General features: G+C 69.9%; 19 protein-coding genes. 9 read left to right on the top strand and 10 right to left on the bottom strand.

What is annotated here, in order from left to right; translation table 11 throughout:
* Window positions 1-75 precede the first annotated feature (75 nt).
* The 4 genes from fumC to ABL310_RS08135 all read left to right on the top strand — a co-directional run bounded on the left by fumC (window position 76) and on the right by ABL310_RS08135 (window position 3597).
* Window positions 76-1500, top strand: a complete 1425-nt coding sequence (fumC, locus tag ABL310_RS08150; protein WP_349372021.1) for a class II fumarate hydratase — start codon at window positions 76-78, stop codon at window positions 1498-1500.
* 21 nt (window positions 1501-1521) lie between these two features.
* The gene (locus ABL310_RS08145) at window positions 1522-1725 is read left to right on the top strand and encodes a DUF4169 family protein (RefSeq protein WP_349371182.1); all 204 of its coding nucleotides are present in this window, start codon (window positions 1522-1524) and stop codon (window positions 1723-1725) included.
* The gene (locus ABL310_RS08140) at window positions 1722-1997 is read left to right on the top strand and encodes a ribbon-helix-helix domain-containing protein (RefSeq protein WP_349371181.1); all 276 of its coding nucleotides are present in this window, start codon (window positions 1722-1724) and stop codon (window positions 1995-1997) included. The genes ABL310_RS08145 and ABL310_RS08140 overlap by 4 nt, the downstream gene beginning before the upstream one ends.
* Window positions 1998-2082: 85 nt before the next feature.
* The gene (locus ABL310_RS08135; RefSeq protein WP_374730404.1) at window positions 2083-3597 is read left to right on the top strand and encodes a sensor histidine kinase; all 1515 of its coding nucleotides are present in this window, start codon (window positions 2083-2085) and stop codon (window positions 3595-3597) included.
* Between the two features lie 22 nt (window positions 3598-3619).
* Here ABL310_RS08135 and ABL310_RS08130 read toward each other — a convergent pair whose 3' ends face one another.
* The gene (locus tag ABL310_RS08130) at window positions 3620-4555 is read right to left on the bottom strand and encodes a phosphatase PAP2 family protein (protein ID WP_349371179.1); all 936 of its coding nucleotides are present in this window, start codon (window positions 4553-4555) and stop codon (window positions 3620-3622) included.
* Between the two features lie 254 nt (window positions 4556-4809).
* Here ABL310_RS08130 and ABL310_RS08125 point away from each other — a divergent pair, with 254 nt between their 5' ends.
* On the top strand, window positions 4810-6165 hold the full coding sequence (locus ABL310_RS08125) for an esterase-like activity of phytase family protein (protein WP_349371178.1): 1356 nt from the start codon (window positions 4810-4812) through the stop codon (window positions 6163-6165).
* 39 nt (window positions 6166-6204) lie between these two features.
* Here the strand turns inward: ABL310_RS08125 and cobT are convergent, their stop codons facing one another.
* Window positions 6205-7248: a nicotinate-nucleotide--dimethylbenzimidazole phosphoribosyltransferase gene (gene cobT, locus ABL310_RS08120; RefSeq protein WP_349371177.1), complete on the bottom strand. Its 1044-nt coding sequence runs from the start codon at window positions 7246-7248 to the stop codon at window positions 6205-6207.
* Window positions 7249-7378: 130 nt separating this feature from the next.
* Between cobT and ABL310_RS08115 the strand changes: the two genes are divergently transcribed.
* The 3 genes from ABL310_RS08115 to ABL310_RS08105 are packed head-to-tail and all read left to right on the top strand — an operon-like array spanning window position 7379 to window position 9137.
* Window positions 7379-8218 carry an adenosylcobinamide-GDP ribazoletransferase gene (locus ABL310_RS08115; protein WP_349371176.1) on the top strand — a complete coding sequence of 280 codons (840 nt, stop codon included), beginning with the start codon at window positions 7379-7381 and terminating at the stop codon, window positions 8216-8218.
* A gap of 14 nt (window positions 8219-8232) precedes the next feature.
* Window positions 8233-8445 (top strand): DUF1289 domain-containing protein, encoded by a 213-nt coding sequence (locus ABL310_RS08110; RefSeq protein WP_349371175.1) that lies wholly within the window; start codon window positions 8233-8235, stop codon window positions 8443-8445.
* A complete protein-coding gene (locus tag ABL310_RS08105) occupies window positions 8445-9137 on the top strand; it encodes a TIGR02281 family clan AA aspartic protease (protein ID WP_349371174.1) in 693 nt (230 codons plus the stop codon). Before ABL310_RS08110 ends, ABL310_RS08105 begins: the two co-directional genes overlap by 1 nt.
* 101 nt (window positions 9138-9238) lie before the next feature.
* Here the strand turns inward: ABL310_RS08105 and ABL310_RS08100 are convergent, their stop codons facing one another.
* From ABL310_RS08100 to dusA, 4 genes are all read right to left on the bottom strand, one after another.
* On the bottom strand, window positions 9239-10330 hold the full coding sequence (locus tag ABL310_RS08100; protein ID WP_349371173.1) for a toll/interleukin-1 receptor domain-containing protein: 1092 nt from the start codon (window positions 10328-10330) through the stop codon (window positions 9239-9241).
* Window positions 10331-10480: 150 nt separating this feature from the next.
* A complete protein-coding gene (locus tag ABL310_RS08095; protein ID WP_349371172.1) occupies window positions 10481-11311 on the bottom strand; it encodes a sulfite exporter TauE/SafE family protein in 831 nt (276 codons plus the stop codon).
* Window positions 11312-11386: 75 nt separating this feature from the next.
* Window positions 11387-11848 (bottom strand): PaaI family thioesterase, encoded by a 462-nt coding sequence (locus tag ABL310_RS08090; protein WP_349371171.1) that lies wholly within the window; start codon window positions 11846-11848, stop codon window positions 11387-11389.
* Window positions 11845-12852 (bottom strand): tRNA dihydrouridine(20/20a) synthase DusA, encoded by a 1008-nt coding sequence (gene dusA / locus ABL310_RS08085; RefSeq protein ID WP_349371170.1) that lies wholly within the window; start codon window positions 12850-12852, stop codon window positions 11845-11847. Before dusA ends, ABL310_RS08090 begins: the two co-directional genes overlap by 4 nt.
* 126 nt (window positions 12853-12978) lie before the next feature.
* Between dusA and ABL310_RS08080 the strand changes: the two genes are divergently transcribed.
* On the top strand, window positions 12979-13155 hold the full coding sequence (locus ABL310_RS08080; RefSeq protein ID WP_349371169.1) for a hypothetical protein: 177 nt from the start codon (window positions 12979-12981) through the stop codon (window positions 13153-13155).
* A 51-nt stretch (window positions 13156-13206) separates the two neighbouring features.
* Here ABL310_RS08080 and ABL310_RS08075 read toward each other — a convergent pair whose 3' ends face one another.
* From ABL310_RS08075 to ABL310_RS08060, 4 genes are all read right to left on the bottom strand, one after another.
* Window positions 13207-13638, bottom strand: a complete 432-nt coding sequence (locus ABL310_RS08075) for a cupin domain-containing protein (protein WP_349371168.1) — start codon at window positions 13636-13638, stop codon at window positions 13207-13209.
* Window positions 13639-13876: 238 nt separating this feature from the next.
* The gene (locus ABL310_RS08070) at window positions 13877-15721 is read right to left on the bottom strand and encodes a cation:proton antiporter (protein ID WP_349371167.1); all 1845 of its coding nucleotides are present in this window, start codon (window positions 15719-15721) and stop codon (window positions 13877-13879) included.
* 76 nt (window positions 15722-15797) lie between these two features.
* The gene (locus ABL310_RS08065; protein ID WP_349371166.1) at window positions 15798-16169 is read right to left on the bottom strand and encodes a helix-turn-helix domain-containing protein; all 372 of its coding nucleotides are present in this window, start codon (window positions 16167-16169) and stop codon (window positions 15798-15800) included.
* A gap of 2 nt (window positions 16170-16171) precedes the next feature.
* A complete protein-coding gene (locus ABL310_RS08060; RefSeq protein WP_349371165.1) occupies window positions 16172-16465 on the bottom strand; it encodes a type II toxin-antitoxin system RelE/ParE family toxin in 294 nt (97 codons plus the stop codon).
* Between the last annotated feature and the right edge of the window lie 139 nt (window positions 16466-16604).

Genomic DNA, 16604 nt, shown 5'->3' with positions numbered 1-16604 from the left:
CGCCGGCCGGGGGTGCCCGGCGCGGCTCCCACGCGTTACATGTGGTGTCGCGAACGCATGAGGGGAGGCCGCATGATGTCGCCGCAGACGGGTCAGGTCGACGCGGGGGGACCCGCGACGCGCAACGAGACGGACACGTTCGGTCCGATCGAGGTCCCCGCGGAGCGCTATTGGGGGGCGCAGACGCAGCGCTCGCTCGAGAATTTCCGCATCGGCACGGAGCGCCTGCCGACGCCGCTGGTGCGGGCGCTCGGCCTCGTCAAGCAGGCCGCCGCCATGGCCAACAAGGAGCTGGGCGAGCTGCCCGCCGAGATCGCCGACGCCATCGCCGACGCCGCCGCCGACGTCGCCCAGGGCAAGCTCGACGAGGAATTCCCCCTCGTCGTCTGGCAGACGGGCTCCGGCACGCAGTCCAACATGAACGCCAACGAGGTGATCGCCAATCGCGCCAACGAGGCGCTGGGCCACCCGCGCGGGGCGAAGACGCCCGTCCACCCCAACGACCACGTCAATCGCGGCCAGTCCTCGAACGACACGTTCCCCACCGCGATGCACGTCGCCGCCGTGCTGGAGATCACGACGCGGCTGATCCCGGCGCTGCAGCACCTGCACGACGCGCTCGCCGCCAAGGCGGACGATTACGCCGAGATCGTCAAGATCGGCCGCACGCACATGCAGGACGCCACTCCGGTCACGCTCGGCCAGGAATTCGGCGGCTGGGCGGCGCAGGTGCAGCTGGGCATCGCCCGCGTCGAGGCGACGCTGCCCTCGCTCCTCGATCTCGCCCAGGGCGGCACGGCGGTGGGGACGGGCCTGAACGCCCATCCCGAATTCGCCGAGCGCTTCGCCATGACGATCGCGGATCTCACCGGCCTGCCCTTCCTCTCGGCGGCGAACAAGTTCGAGGCGCTGGCCTCGCACGACTCGCTGGTCTTCGCCCAGGGCGCGCTGTCGTCGGTGGCCGCCGGCCTGTTCAAGATCGCCAACGACGTGCGCCTCCTGGGCTCGGGCCCGCGCTCGGGCCTCGCCGAGATCGCCTTGCCCGAGAACGAGCCGGGCTCGTCCATCATGCCGGGCAAGGTCAACCCGACCCAGGCGGAGGCGATGACCATGGTCTGCGCCCAGGTGATGGGCAACGCGGCGACCGTCCAGCTCGCGGGCACGCAAGGGCATCTGGAGCTCAACGTCTTCAAGCCCGTCATCGCCAACGCCGTCCTGCAGAGCGTGCGCCTCCTCGCCGACGCGGCGATCTCCTTCACCGACAAGTGCGTCGTCGGCATCGAGCCGCGGCGCGAGCGCATCGCCGACCTGCTCGAGCGCTCGCTGATGCTGGTCACCGCGCTCGCGCCGACGATCGGCTACGATCGCGCGGCGGCGATCGCCAAGGCCGCGCACGGGAACGGCACGACGCTCCGCGAGGAGGCGCTGAAGTCGGGCGCCGTCACCGAGGAGGAGTTCGACGCCCTGGTGCGCCCCGAGACCATGATCGGGCCGACCTGAGCCGGAGAGGACGCGCGAGAGATGAGCGCCGAGATCGTCAACCTGCGCCGCGCCCGCAAGGCGAAGGCGCGCGAGAAGGCCGAGGAGACGGCCGCGCAGAACCGCGCCACGTTCGGCCGGAGCAAGGCGGAGCGCGACCGCGAGGCGGCGGCGAAGGCGCTCGAGACGCGGCGGATCGATGGCCATCGCCGAGCGGGCGACGGCGACGAGGACGCGCCCTCGTGAGCGCCGCGATCGTCAAGCGCTCGCTCTCGATCGCCGGCCACCGCACCAGCATCTCGCTGGAAGAGCCGTTCTGGGAGGCGCTGCGGGCGCTCGCCGATGCCCGGGGCGTATCCGTGCAACGGCTCGTCGGCGAGATCGATGCGGAGCGCGGCGCGGCGAACCTGTCCTCGGCCATTCGCGTGCGCCTGTTCGAGGCTGCGCGCGCCGGGGAGCTGTCGCGCGGGGATGCCGCCCCCGGTCCCGAAACGGAGCGCGTGTCCGCCTCCGCATGAGGCCCCCGTTAAGATTTCGGTGGCATCTTCGGCGGGTACGGCCGCGCGAATCGCTCGCGCGGCGGGGGGCGTGCGTTCAGGGCTCATGACCGAGACGGCGGGGAACAGCGACAGGCAGGAGGGCGAGCGCGCCCTCGGCGATCCGAAGCGCCGTCGCCGGGTCGCCCAGGACGTGCGCGCCGCGCGCGAGAAGCTCACCTCTTCCGCCGGCCTCGAGCGCGCCTTCGAGACCGAGCTCGTCCGTCTCTTCGCGCAATATCGGGTCGGCGCGGCGATCCCGCTCTACGTGCTCGCCGCCGCCATCGCCGGGGCGGCCACGACGTGGCTGCCGATGCGGGTCACGGCGGTTTGGCTCGTCCTCGTCCTGTGCGCGATGTCGCTGATGCTGGTCCTGGCGCAGCGCCTGATCAGCCAGGCCGAGACGCGCGGTCTCGACGTCTGGCGGCGCGTCTTCGCCATGGGCGAGATGCTCCACGGCGCCTCCTGGGCCTACCTGATCCAGCTCCTCGTGCAGAACGCCACCGACGACGGGCGCATCTTCGTCCTCTTCTGCGCCGTGATGGTCACGGCGGTGGTGGCGACGCTCTCGGCGACCATTCCGGCCGCCGTCTATTGCGGGCTCGCCCCGCTCCTCCTCGTCACGCTCATCGTCCCGCTCACCGCCGGCGGGTCGCAGGCGCTGATGCTCGCGCTGATGATCGGCAGCGCGCTGATCTTCTTCGTCCTCCTCGCCCGCCACCTCTACGGCAGCGCCGTCGCGACGCTGCTGTCGCGCGCGGAGAAGGATGCGCTCTTCGTCGAGCTCGAGCAGGCCAAGGCCAATTCGGACGAGGCCCGGCGCCGCGCCGAGGAGGCGAACCTCGCCAAGTCCCGCTTCCTCGCGACCATGAGCCACGAGCTGCGCACCCCGCTCAACGCCATTCTCGGCTTCTCGGAGGTGATGAAGGGGGAGATCTTCGGCCCGCACGCCTCGGACAGCTATCGGGAATATTCCGCCGACATCCACGCCTCGGGCCAGCATCTGCTCAACCTGATCAACGAGATCCTCGATCTCTCGCGCATCGAGGCGGGGCGCTACGAGCTCAACGAGGAGGCGCTCGCGCTCGGCCATGTCATCGACGACTGCACGCACATGATGAACCTGCGCGCCCGCGCCAAGGGCCAGACGATCAAGGTCACCGTCGACGAGACGCTGCCGCAGATCTGGGCCGACGAGCGCGCGGTGCGCCAGATCGTGCTGAACATCCTCTCGAACGCGATCAAGTTCACGCCCCCGGGCGGCGAGATCCAGGTCAAGGCCGGCTGGACCTCGTCGGGCGGCCAGTACCTCGCGGTGAAGGACACGGGCCCCGGCATCCCCGAGGAGGAGATCCCCATCGTGATGTCGAGCTTCGGCCGCGGCACCTGGGCGATCAAGACCGCCGAGCAGGGCTCGGGGCTCGGCCTGCCCATCGTCAAGGGCCTCGTCGACCTGCACAAGGGCGGCTTTCAGCTCCGCTCGAGGCCCCGCGAGGGCACGGAGGTGATCGTCACCTTCCCCGCCTCGCGGGTGATGAACGCGCTCCCCGCCGTGGCGCAGGACAAGCGCAGCGCCGCCTGACGCGGCGCGCCGAGGCGCGACCTCAGATCCGCATCGACGAAGGCATCCCCGCCGCGGCGGGCCCGGTGGCCGGCTGACGCGCCCGCGCCGGCCTGCAGGTCCGGCTCGCCACGGCGACGGCGAGGAGCGCGGCCGCGGCGCCGCCGACGAGGTCGACGAGATAGTGCCCACCCTCCGGCAGCGTGCCGGCGATCACGCACAGATTGAGGGCGAGCGCGGGCCAGCGCAGCCAGGCGACACCCCAGGCCGCCCAGATCGTCAGCACCGCGAGCGCGGTGTGAAAGGAGGGGAAGGTGACGAGGCCCTCCGTCTGCGCGAGGTCGAAGACGGCGAAGGTGCCCGCGCGCAGCGCCTCGAAATGCGTCAGGTGCCAGACGCCCGCCTCCGCCGTCATGCGCATCAGCGCGGGATCCGGCGCGTAATGGACGTAGGGACCGATCGCGGGCGCGAGACCGGACACGCCGATCACGACGAGCGCGGAGACCGCGTAGGCGGTGAGGAACCGCTCGAGCGCGAGCTGCCGCCCGGACAGGCCGAGCAGCAGCACGATCGTGACGATCTGGATCAGGGACGAGTGGTAGGCGGCGATCAAGATCTGCGCGAGGAGCGGCCGCTCGGCGGCGAAGGCGAGGAAGGCCACCCAGTCGAAGCCCAGCGCCCGATCCCAGGCCGCGTAGGTCTCGTCCCGCAGCGGCAGCCCCGCCGCGATGGCGGCGTAGGACATCACGGCGCCCGCCGCGGTGAGGACGAGCAGCAGCGCCGTGCCTTCGAGCGTGCGCGCGAGCCGCGGATCGGGACGCCGGACCGTGTAGAACCAGGCGAGCGCGAGCATGGCGCCCGCCGTTCCGGCGAGCTTCAGGAAGCCGGCCGGCTCCAGGGCGAACCCGGCGAGGGGAATGCAGGCGGCGGCCGCGGCGACCATGGCCGCGGTGATCAGGCGCAAGGGCGTGGCGAGCACGGACGAAGCTCCCGTTTCGGCGTCTGCGCGGAGCCTAGCCGTACGCCTCCGAGCGCCCCGTTAACGCGGCGGACCGACGGCGCCCGCCGGCACAGGCCTGGTTAACGAAGGCTCTCGTTGCGTCACCGAACCGTCGCCGCACCGCAACACGCGCGACATGCGGCCGCACTAGCGATGACGCGCGCCGACGCCGCAGCCGCCCACGGGCAGCTCGCTCGGCGCCAATGCAAGCGCCCCAGCATCAAGGAGCACCCATGCGCGCACTCCTCGCCGTCTCCCTCGTCGCCCTCGCGACGGCCGCCGCGGCCCAGGACGCCCGGCAGATTCCGGCCGAGCTCGTCGGCCAGGCGATCCTCCCGGCCGAGACCGTCGTCACGCCGCCGGCGGACGCCCCGGCCGACCTCCGCGTCTCCGGCAAGTTCGCCGGCCCGGGCAACGCCCGCACCGAGACCCTCGGCGCGATCCAGGGCACGTCCTTCGCCCATCCCCGCGAGGCGCCGCGCCCGACCGGCTACGCGCTGCCGATCGAGGGCCAGCCGCTGCAGGGCCTCTCGGGCATCAAGGCGATGGGCGACGGCACCTACTGGGCGCTGTCGGACAACGGCTTCGGCTCGAAGGCGAACTCGCCCGACGCCATGCTGATGCTCCACCACCTGCGCCCTGATTTCGAGACCGGCGCGATCGAGGTGGTCGAGACCGTCTTCCTCGCCGACCCGAACAAGCAGGTGCCCTTCCGCATCGCCAACGAGGCGACGGAGAGCCGCTATCTCACGGGCTCGGATTTCGACATCGAGTCGATCCAGCCGGTCGAGGGCGGCTTCTGGATCGGCGACGAGTTCGGTCCCTACGTCGTCGAGCTCGACCGCTCGGGCGCGGTGGTGCAGGTGATCGAGACGCAGATCGACGGCGCCGTCGCCCGCTCGCCCGACCACCCGAACGTCCTCACCCCCGCCACGCCGGACGGCGCGGCGCAGTTCGTCGTGCGCCGCTCGCGCGGCTACGAGGGCATGGCGATCGCCCCCGACGGCTCGGTTCTCTACCCGCTGCTCGAAGGCCCGGTCTGGGACGCCGAGACGAACGCCTGGGAGACCGTCGACGGCCGCACCGCGCTGCGCATCCTCGAGCTCTCGACCGAGACCGGCGCCTGGACCGGCCGCTCCTGGTTCTACCCGCTCGAGGCGGCGGGCCACGCCATCGGCGACTTCAACATGATCGACGCGGATTCGGCGCTCGTCATCGAGCGTGACGGCGGCGAGGGCGTCGGCCCCGACGTCTGCCCCGAGGGCGCGCCGCGCAGCGACTGCTTCGGCACGCCGGCGCAGTTCAAGCGCGTCTACCGCATCGATTTCGGCGCGCCGGGCGAGGCGGTGGAGAAGGTCGCCTATATCGACCTCCTCGACATCGCCGATCCGAACGGCGTGGCGCGCCAGGGCACGGTCGAGGGCGTGTTCACCTTCCCATTCGTGACGATCGAGGACGTGGACGTGGTCGACGCCGAGACGATCATCGTGGGCAACGACAACAACTTCCCCTACTCCGCCGCCCGCGGCCCGCAGGTGCAGGACGACAACGAGCTCGTCCTGATCCGCGCGCCGGAGCTGCTGCAGTAAGGCGAGACGGGGCGCGGCGGCGGAACGGCCGCCGCCGCGTCACCCCTGCTTCTTGGACACCTGCGCCTGCTCGAAGGTCGCCATGTCGGTGTGGCAGGCGCAGGCGGCCTTGATCACGCCCATGGCGAGCGCGGCGCCCGAGCCCTCGCCGAGGCGCATGTTGAGCGCGAGAAGCGGCGTCTTGCCGATGCGCTCCAGCGCCTCGCGGTGGGCGCCCTCCGCCGAGAGGTGGCCGGCGACGCAATGGTCGAGCGCGCGCGGGTCGAGAGCGTGCAGCACCGCCGCCGCGGCGGTCGAGACGTAGCCGTCGACGACGACCGGCACCCGCTCGGCCCGCGCGGCGAGGATCGCCCCGGCCATGGCGCAGATCTCCCGCCCACCCAGCCGGCGCAGCACCTCGAGCGGATCGGACAGCGCCTCCCGATGCAGGGCGAGCGCGTCCTCGATGGCGGCGATCTTGCGGGCGAGGCCCGCGTCGTCGACGCCCGCGCCGCGGCCGACCCAGTGCGCGGGCTCGCCGCCGTAGAGCGCGCAATAGATCGCCGCGGCGGAGGTGGTGTTGCCGATGCCCATCTCGCCGATGCCGAGCAGATCCGCGCCCCCCGCGATCGCCTCCATGCCGAAGGCCATGGTGGCGACGGCGTCCTTCTCGCTCATCGCCGGCGCCTCGGTGAAGTCCTTCGTCGGGATGTCGAGGGCGAGGTCGAAGACCTTGAAGCCGAGCCCGTGGGCGGCGCAGATCTGGTTGATGGCCGCGCCCCCGGCGGCGAAGTTCTCCAGCATCTGCCGGTTCACCGCGTCGGGGAAGGCGGAGACGCCGCGCTTCGTCACGCCGTGCGCCCCGGCGAAGACGGCGACGAGCGGGCGCGCCACCGTCGGCTTCGTCTTGCCCTGCCAGGCCGCGAGCCATTCCGCCAGCCATTCGAGCCGCCCGAGCGAGCCGGCGGGCTTGGTCAGCTCCGCGTCGCGGGCGCGCACGGCCGCGACCGCGGCCTCGTCGGGGCCGGGCATGGCGGCGATCAGCGCGCGGATGTCGTCGAAGGGCGATCCGTCCGCGGACGGGCCGGCGGGGGTGTCGGTCATGGGATCCTCCGTGGCGCGCGAACGGCCGTGGACAGTACGCGCGAGCCGGGTGAAAGACGTGGTGCGACGACCTATAAGAGGATTCCGATCGGCGGTGAAGCCGCCGCCCCGCGACGGAGCCGCACGCCGCATGACCGCTCCCGCCGACGAGCATTCCACGCCGCGCGAGGGCGCGCTGTCGGGCGCCGCCTGCGACGTCGCGCGGGCGCTGCGCTTCTATTCGCGCCTGCCCGTCCCCGCCCTTCCCTGGGAGGCCGACCCGCACGCCCTGCCGGATTTCGCCCGCATGGCGCGGATGCTGCCGATCGCGGGCGCGATCCTCGGCGCGATCGGCGCGGCCGTGCTGGCGGGGGCGGCCGCGCTCGGCCTGCCGCCCCTCGTCTGCGCCGCGCTCGCGATCGGCGTGCTGGCGCTGATCACCGGCGCGCTGCACGAGGACGGCCTCGCGGACGTCTTCGACGCCTTCGCGGGCGGCACGACGCGGGAGCGGCGGCTCGAGATCATGAAGGACAGCCGGGTCGGCGCCTTCGGCGCGACGGCGCTGGGGCTCGCGCTGATTCTCCGAGTCTCGGCGCTCGCGGCGATTCTGCAAGCGGCGGGGATCGCCGGCGCGGCGGCGGCCGTCGTCGCGCTCGCAGCCCTGTCGCGGGTCGCGACCCTGATGCCGCTGGCGCTCGCCGATCCGGCGCGCAAGGACGGCGCCTCCGCCTCCGTCGGCCGGCTGCCCATGGCGACCCTGGTCCAGGCCGGCGCGCTCGGGACGCTCGTCGCGCTCGTGCTCGCGTGGGCGGGAGACCTGCCGCTCGCGGGCATGCTCGCCGCCTGCGCCGGAATCGGCCTCGGCGGCTGGGCGCTCACCCGCTGGTCGGCGGCGCGCATCGGCGGCCAGACCGGGGACGTCGCCGGCGCGGCCCAGCAGGTCGCCGAGGTCGCGGCCGCGCTTTGCCTCTTGATCGCCCTGCCCAGCTGACGATCTATGGAACCATGAGCACCGTTTCCTCTCCCTGCATCAAGGTCTGCCTCATCGACGAGGAGACCGGCCTGTGCGAAGGCTGCGGCCGCACGCGCGCCGAGATCGCGACCTGGGGTCGCCTCTCCGAGGAGGAGCGCCGCGCCATCATGGCCGGGCTCGACCGGCGCATGCGCGCCGCCTTCCTGGGCGAGGACGCGGACGCGCCCGGGCGCGAGACCGGCTGATGCCCGGCGCGATCGGCCTCGCGCTCCTCGCCTTCGGCCTCGCGGCGCTGGTCTGGACGCACGGCGAGCGGGAAATCATGGGCCTGCCGCCGGAGGAGTTCGCGCGGCTCACCGCCCTCACCGCCCTCGTCCTGTTCATCTCCGGCTCGCTGTTCGCGCGCTATCGCGGCCGCTGGACGGCGATGATCGGGCATCTCGTCTCCTGGGTGGTGATCTTCATCGGGCTCATCGCCCTCTACACCCACCGATACGAGCTCGAGGCGGTGGCGATGCGGGTGATGGCCGAGCTGCGCCCCGGGGCGGCCGTGGTCAGCGCGCCCGGCGAGGTGAGCGTGCGGCGCGGCTTCGACGGCGCCTTCGTGCTCACGGGAGAGGCGAACGGGGAGGAGCTGCGCTTCATCTTCGACACCGGGGCGAACATCGTCGTCCTCACCGCCGAGGCGGCCGAGCGCCTGGGCTACGGGCCGGGCGACCTCTCCTACACGGCCCCCGTCTTCACCGCGAACGGCCGCACGCTCGCCGCCCCGATCACACTCGAGACGCTCGCCGTCGGCGACATCGTCGAGCGCCGCGTGCGGGCGCTGGTGGCGCGCCCCGGCCAGCTGCCGGAGAATCTGCTCGGCATGACCTTCCTCGACCGCCTGGACGGCTACGAGGTGCGCCGCGACGAGCTGGTGCTGCGGGGGCGGTGAGGTCTCCAACTCTTCACTTCCCCTCGGCCTCGGATACGCGAAAAAGTCTCTGCGCGGATCCCGCATTAGCTGATCGCCACTACCGGACCACGCTGCCGCGACTAAAAGGGAATGTCCTCGTCGAACGCGACGGCCTTGCGCTCTCGAATTTGTTTTCCATCGATCATAAACGATCGACCAGTAGCTCTGTCTAGATAATTCTTCAGTCTATTATAATGATTATTTAGATAGATTGATCCGCTAAGCTGATCATTCTTGGCAAACGCAAAGATTATTGTTTGTAGCTGCTCTTCTGTAAGAGTCGGCACCTCTGCAACCAATCGATCAAATCGCTCGCGCGCCTCCGCAAAATCTGGAGAGGAGGCAAAGGCCTCAACAAAGGCAGCCTGGATTCTCTCCCGGCGACCGAGTTTGTCGACAAGGATGCGCTGGACGCGTTTCGCAGTCTCTTGAGCATCAGAAGCAGCGCGCAGCGCTTGCTCATGCCCGATGAAGCCGCGTGGATCGGTAGCACCGAGCTTCAGGGTAATGATCGGTATGTCCTTTCCCAGAGCAAAACCGACTTCTTGATTAGTCCAAACACTTTCATGGAAAGATGGGGTAAGATATACTAACATCACCTCCATCGTCTGCAAAGCTCTGACGATTTCTGCCCTCCACTCTCGTGTTGGCTCAATCTGATCGTGAGCGACAAACGAGGAAATCCCGTAATCATCGAGGAATCCGGCAAGTTCGTGAACGGCCGCTTTGTCGCCATCCCTATGGCTTATGAAGAGCCTGATCGTGTTTGGCCGCCAAAATGAGACCGAATCCGGAGTAAGCACCTGGCGACCGCTCAATCCAATCGCCTGCTGGTACTGTATATCTTGTTCGTCGATCATTTCGATTCTGACAAAGCGAAAATATTCATTATCTATACCACTCGAACACGCGTTTAGATCGCTCTTGATCTCCTCCTCGATCTCTTTCTGCTTTGCAAGCCTGATGGCTTTGATGATTGTTTCGGGCAGAAAGAGGATAACATCGTGCCCGTATGTCCCACCATTCCAATTGTCGAAATCAGTCTCTTCAACAACTAAAAAATGTGAAGCCCTGATGATTTCGAGCTTCACCCTGTCGCCTGCGGCGTCATATTCAAGCTGCAGTCGCTTGAGAAACGGCACTATCTTTGCTGGAAGGACGTGGCGACCCATCAAGGTACCTCGGAGCCGAAAGTCACACGCTCAAATATGCTCACGCTTGTCGAACATCAAGAGCTTGTAATCCAATCGTTGTGGACGACCACCGGAGCTTCCCGCCCACGAGGAGGACGCAACGCGCACTGCCGCACCCCGTCAAGGATCTCACTCGAAGATCGAGACCACGAACCTGAGGCACACGATCGCCAGGAAGACGCCGAAGGCGACCTCGAGCTTGCGCTTGGGCCAGGCGTGGGCGAGGTTCACGCCGATCTGGGCGGTGATCAGCGTGGTCGGCACCACGAGCAGGAAGCCCAGCACGGAGACGAAGCCGATGGCGTCGGGCGGCAGGCCCTCCTTGCCCAGCCCCGCGAAGACGTAGCCGATGGCGCCGGGGATCGAGATGATCAGCCCCAGCCCGGATGACGTCGCCACCGCCTGGTGGATGCCGCGGCCGTGAAGCGTCATCAGCATGTTCGAGATCTGCCCGCCGCCGATGCCCATCAGCGCGGAGGCGAGCCCGATGAACGAGCCGTAGGCGCGCAGCAGCCAGCCCTTCGGCAGGTCGGCGGCGACGCGCCAGGTGTCGTTGCCGAAGAGGAGCTTGATCGCGTTCATCCCGGCGATGAGGATGAAGACGAGCTTGAACACCCACGGGTCGGCGTAGCGCGCCACGGCCGAGCCGACGAGCACGCCGACGACGACCGGGACCGCCCACGACTTCAGCAAGGCCATGTCCACCGCGCCCTTCTTGAAATGGCCGCGGAAGGATCGGATCGACGTCGGGATGATGATCGCGAGCGAGGTGCCGACCGCGAGCGGCATGCGCACCTCCTCGTCCACGCCCAGCAGCCGGAACGCCTCGAACAGGATCGGCACGAGGATCGCGCCGCCGCCCACGCCGAACAGGCCGGCGAGCACGCCGGAGATCGCGCCCGCCACGAGGAGGCCGACCGCGAGCACCGCGAGGTCGCCGAGGGGTACGCCAAGGAGCATGGAGGGGCCCGCCTGTGGTGATCTGGAATGCACGGGCCGTATGCGGGTTTCCCGCCGTCGGCGCAAGCCGTCGCGTCAGTCGACAACGCCTTGGCGATTCTCCACGGCGACGAGCGTCGCCGTGAGCAGCGCGCAGGGCTTGCGCGTGGTCTCGTCGCCGCCGATCCGCTCGGCGAAGACCTCGGCCTGCGCGACCGTAAGGGTGCGTCCCGCCTTCACCACCCGGCCGACGGCCACGAGCCGCTCGCCGGCGGCGGGGCTGAGCAGGTTGATCTTGAACTCGGCGGTGAGGACGCCGCGCCCCTCCGGCATGGTGGTGAGTGCGGCGTAGCCCGCGGCGGAGTCGGCGATCGTCGCCACCGCGCCGGCATGGACGAAACCGTGCTGCTGCGCTACGTGCGGCGCGACCGCGAGCGCGATCTCCACCTCGCCGGGCGCGACCCGCACGAGGCGCGCGCCAAGGGTCTCCATGATCGTCTGGCGCGCGAAGCTCGCCTCGACGCGGCGGGCGGTGGCGGCGAAGTCGGGCGTCGTCACGTGGCGCGCTCCTCGCCCGACGCGTCCGACGCCGCGCGCCGCACGTGATCGACCGCTTCACGCAAGGTGTCGAGGCCCGCGCCCGGGCGCACCGCCTCCGTGGCGAGATGCCGGCGATAGGCCCGCGCACCGGGACGCCCCGGGAAGAGACCGAGCATGTGGCGCGTGATCGAGGACAGTCGCACGCCCTCCGCGAGCCGCGCGGCGACATAGGGCTCGTAGGCCTCGATCGCGGCGAAGCCGTCGGCGACCGGAGCGTCCTCGCCGAAGAGGACGGGATCGACCCGGAGGAGGATCTCCGGATCCTGGTAGGCGGCGCGCCCGAGCATCACGCCGTCGACATGGGCGAGCTCTTCGACGCAGGCCTCTATCGTCTTGATCCCGCCGTTGATCGCGATCGGCAGGTCCGGGAGCCGCGCCTTCAGGCGATGCACGCGCCCGTAATCGAGCGGCGGCACGTCGCGGTTCTCCTTGGGCGAGAGCCCCTGCAGCCAGGCCTTGCGGGCGTGCACGACCAGCGCATCGACGCCTACGGCGACCACGGCGTCGGCGAGCGCGTCGAGCGCCGCCTCGGGGTCCTGCTCGTCGACGCCGATGCGGCACTTCACGGTGACGGGAATCGACACGGCGGCCTTCATCGCCGCGACGCCCTCCGCGACCAGCCCCGGCTCGCGCATCAGGCAGGCGCCGAAGCGCCCGTCCTGCACCCGGTCGGAGGGGCAGCCGACATTGAGGTTGACCTCCGCGTAGCCCTCCCCCTCGCAGATCCGCGCCGCCTCGGCTAGCGCACGCGGATCGGACCCGCCGAGCTGGACGGCGACGGGATGCTCGGCCTGGGAGAAGCCGAGGATGCGCTCCCGGTCCCCGTGGATGACGGCGCCGGTGGTCACCATCTCCGTATAGAGCCGCGCCCGCCGCGACAGGACGCGATGGAACGCCCGGCAGTGGCGGTCGGTCCAATCCATCATCGGTGCGACGGAGAAGCGGAGGGTCTCGGGGGTCATGGGGAGGGAGATAGCGGGGGCGGGGGGATGGGGCAAGGGCCGCGTATCCGTGGTATGGTCTCGCTTGAAGACGGCCCGCGACGGAGAGTAAATGTGGGTGGGTGCACGTTTGCTTCGAGGTTGTCCATGGCGAGTGACGCGATCGACGAGCAACATCCGGGGGACAGCAGCCCGGAACGCGAGGACACGAAGCCTGCCTGCAATCTCGTCGCGAAAATCAAGGCGCGGATCGCACCGCTCGGCGGGGTGGATCTCGAGATTCCTCCCCGGGAACCGATGCGCGAGCCGCCGACGTTCGATTGAGGGCCGAGCCCGGCCGCCTCCCTTTGGAGACGGCCGCGCCCTCCCCTATCCTCACTTAGTCTCCGTCTCCAGGAACTCCTTCTCCGCCGGGCTGATCTGAAACACGACCACCTTCGCCGGAATGTCCTCCTCGTTCAGCACGCGCATGCGCGCGTCGAGCGGCTCGGCGGTGGCCTCGCCCGCCGTCAGGCGGCGCAGCTCGCGGCCCTCGACCTCCATCGTCAGCGTGCCTTCCGTTACATAGACGTAGACCGGCGTCGGATGGGAGTGCCAAGCGGCGGCGGTGTTCGGCTCGAGGGTGGCCTCGACCACGCGCACCTCCTGGGCCTCGCCGGGCAGCTCGACAGATTGGCCGAGGATCTGCTCCAGCGTGCTCGCGGGCGTGTCGATCGTGGTCAGGTCGCCCGTGTCGCTATCCTGGGCGAGGCTCGCGCCCGACGCGGCGAGCGCGAGCGCTGCGGCGAGTGAGAGAACGGCTTTCATGAGCGTCTCCGTCGCGTTTCGGCGTCGGCGAACCTCCGTGGAGGGCCGACGCACAGCCCCCGACATGTGGCGCTTCTTCTCGGCGCGCCTCTGCTCGACGCGGAAAAACCACACAGATTGAATGGTCTACTTTTGGAAATAACATGTCAAGCGTGAGTAAAACGAACTCAATCCGGGCGCGAGACCTGCGCCGGGATCAACGTTCGTCCGTCCGGGCCGGCGGGAGTACACGGCGACGCTATTCCGCCGCACGACGCCCACTCTCCTCCCCGCCCCCCTCCCCCTCGATCACGGCCCGCGCCTCCTCGTTCAAGGCCCGCCCCTCGTGCAGCGGCGCGCGCAGCGGCTCGGGGCGCATGGTCTTCTGGTGGAGGAGGTCCAGCCCCGCCTCGATGCCGGCGAGCTTCTGCGCCTCGAGCCGCGCGAGATCGCGGGCGCGCACGTCACCTTCCACCGCCGCCGCGCGCTCGGGCGACACGCCGAGCGTCTCCAGCACCTCGCGCCCGGCGCGGATGGCGCTCTCGAACGTGTCGCGCACGGAGAGCTCGACGCCCACGCGGTCCAAGGCGATCGTGTGCGTGCGGTCGTAGGCGCGGGCGTAGATGGCGAGAAGCGGGTACTGCGCCCGCAGGCGCTCGCAGATGGCGAGGCTCTCGTTGGGGTCCTTGACGCACACGAGGACGAGGCGGGCGTCCTCCACGCCGGCGGCGCGCATCACGTCGAGGCGTCCGCCGTCGCCGTAATAGACCTTGAAGCCGAAGCGCGCGGCGTTGCGCACCCGGTCGGGCGCGCGGTCGATGAGGGTGATCTCCAGGCCCTCCGCCAGCAGCATCTGTGTCGCGATCTGGCCGAAGCGGCCGAAGCCGATCACGATCGCCGTCCCGCCGGCGCCCTCGAAATCCTCGCGCATGGTCTCCGCGGGACGGGCGCGGGCGAGGAGACGCTCCGAGAGCGCGGCGAGCGGCGGGGCGCAGACCATGGAAAGCGCCGCGAGCGCGATCATCAGCCCGACGGTCTCCGGCGAGACGAGGCCGAGCGCCCCCGCGAGCGGGGCGAGCACGAAGGCGAACTCGCCCGCCGCGGCCAGGACGAAGGCGATCTTCACCGCCTCCCGCGCCGAGGAGCCGGTCGCGCGCGCGACCACCCACGCGGCGACGAGCTTCACGACGAGATAGGCGGCGAGGAGCGCGAGCACGAGATCGAGCCGCGCCCAGACGTCGGCGACGTCGATCAGCATGCCGACCGACATGAAGAAGAGCGCGAGCAACAGCCCGCGGAAGGGCTCGACGTCGGCCTGGAGCTGGTGGCGGTAGGAGGAGCCCGCCAGCATCACGCCGGCGAGGAAGGCGCCGAGCGCCATCGACAGGCCCGCCGCCCGCGCCGCCATCGCGGCGGCGAGGACGACGAGGAGCGCCGCCGCGGTCATCACCTCGCGCGCGCCTGCGGAGGCGACGAGGCGGAACAGGTGGTCGAGCAGGTAGCGCCCGGCGAGCACGATGCCGCCGACGACGCCGAGGGCGAGCGCCGCGTCTCCCCAGGCCGAGCCGGTGGCGCTCGCCCGCATGGCGGCCGCGCCGAACAGGATCGGCGCGAGCGCCAGCACGGGGACGGTGAGGACGTCCTGGGTCAGCAGCGCCGCGAAGGCGCGCCGGCCGTAAGGGCAGGAGAGCTGGCCGCGCTCCTCCATCAGCTGCAGCGCGATCGCCGTCCCCGACAACGCGAAGGCGAAACCGACGAGGAGCGCCGCCGCGGGCGGCAGGCCGAGCCACCAGGCGATCGCGCCGAGCGCCGCGGTGGTCACGACGACCTGCCCGAGCCCGATCCCGAGAATGTCGCCGCGCATGGCGACGAGGCGCGACAGCCGCGTGTCGAGGCCGATGACGAAGAGCAGGAGCACGATCCCGAGCTGCGAGACGCCCATCACCGCGTCGGCGTCGTCGAAGACCGCGAGCCCGGACGGCCCGATCGCCAGCCCGGCGGCGAGATACCCCACCGCCGTTCCGAGCCCGAGCCGCTTGAACAGGGGCGGCGCCAGGATCGCGGCGAGGAGGAAGGCGAAGGCCTGGGGGAGGTAGGCGTCCATGCGGGCTCCCGGTTGGGGGAGCCCCATGGTCTAGCGGGGCGGAGGATAGGGCAAGGGGGCGCAGTCGTGCGCCTAGTCAGCTGCGTGATGCAGTCTCGTCGCCGCCTCGCGCTCGGTTGCGGCGGCCCGGTTCTTCGAGATCACCGAGCCCATCCAGCACGACGGGCGTCTTGCCCGGGAACTCGACCGTCAGCTTCAACGTACCGCCCATCGCGTTCACGTAGCTCGTGAGCGTGGACAGCAAAAGATCGCTTTGCTTTTCGTACTTCGCAACGGTCGCTTGCCGGATGCCGAGCGATTGCGCCAGTTGCGTCTGCGTCAGCTCCCGAGCCTTGCGCAGCTCCTGCAACGTCAGGTACTCAGCATGCAGTCGATCGGCCTCGGCCTCGATCCGCTCGCGCCGTTCCGGGTCGAAGGTCGCCAGCTTTTCGCGCAGGGTCCGACCCATTCTCAATGTCCTCGCAGTCTTGCCAAGTGACGATCGAACCGTTCATCGGCTCTCGCGATGAGGCTCTTGTAGAAACGTCGTTCGTTCACGCCTGCCTTGTCGCCCGCGACGAGCAGCACCGCTTCCCGTTCCGGATCGAAGGCGAACGCGATACGCCAGACGCCATCGGCAGCCCTGCAGCGCAGCTCCTTCATATTGGCATGCCTGCTCCCAGCCAGCGTATCGGCATGAGGCCGCCCGAGCGCCGGCCCTTCTCGTTCAAGCAGAACCAGCACCGACGCAATGGCGTCCTGCACCTTCAATTCGAGTTGGTCGAACTCGGATTCGACTTCATCGCAAAGGTGACAGCCCAGCCCATGAGCAAGATACGCCTTTGAAGCTATATAGCCCTCTAGCAGTGATCTGGCAAGAGACATCTCGACAGGGTGGTCATAG

Origin of the sequence: Salinarimonas sp. (assembly GCF_040111675.1) — a bacterium.
Lineage (GTDB): Bacteria > Pseudomonadota > Alphaproteobacteria > Rhizobiales > Beijerinckiaceae > Salinarimonas.
Note: the sequence above shows the minus strand (reverse complement) of the source record. Positions and strands in the feature narration are given on the sequence as shown.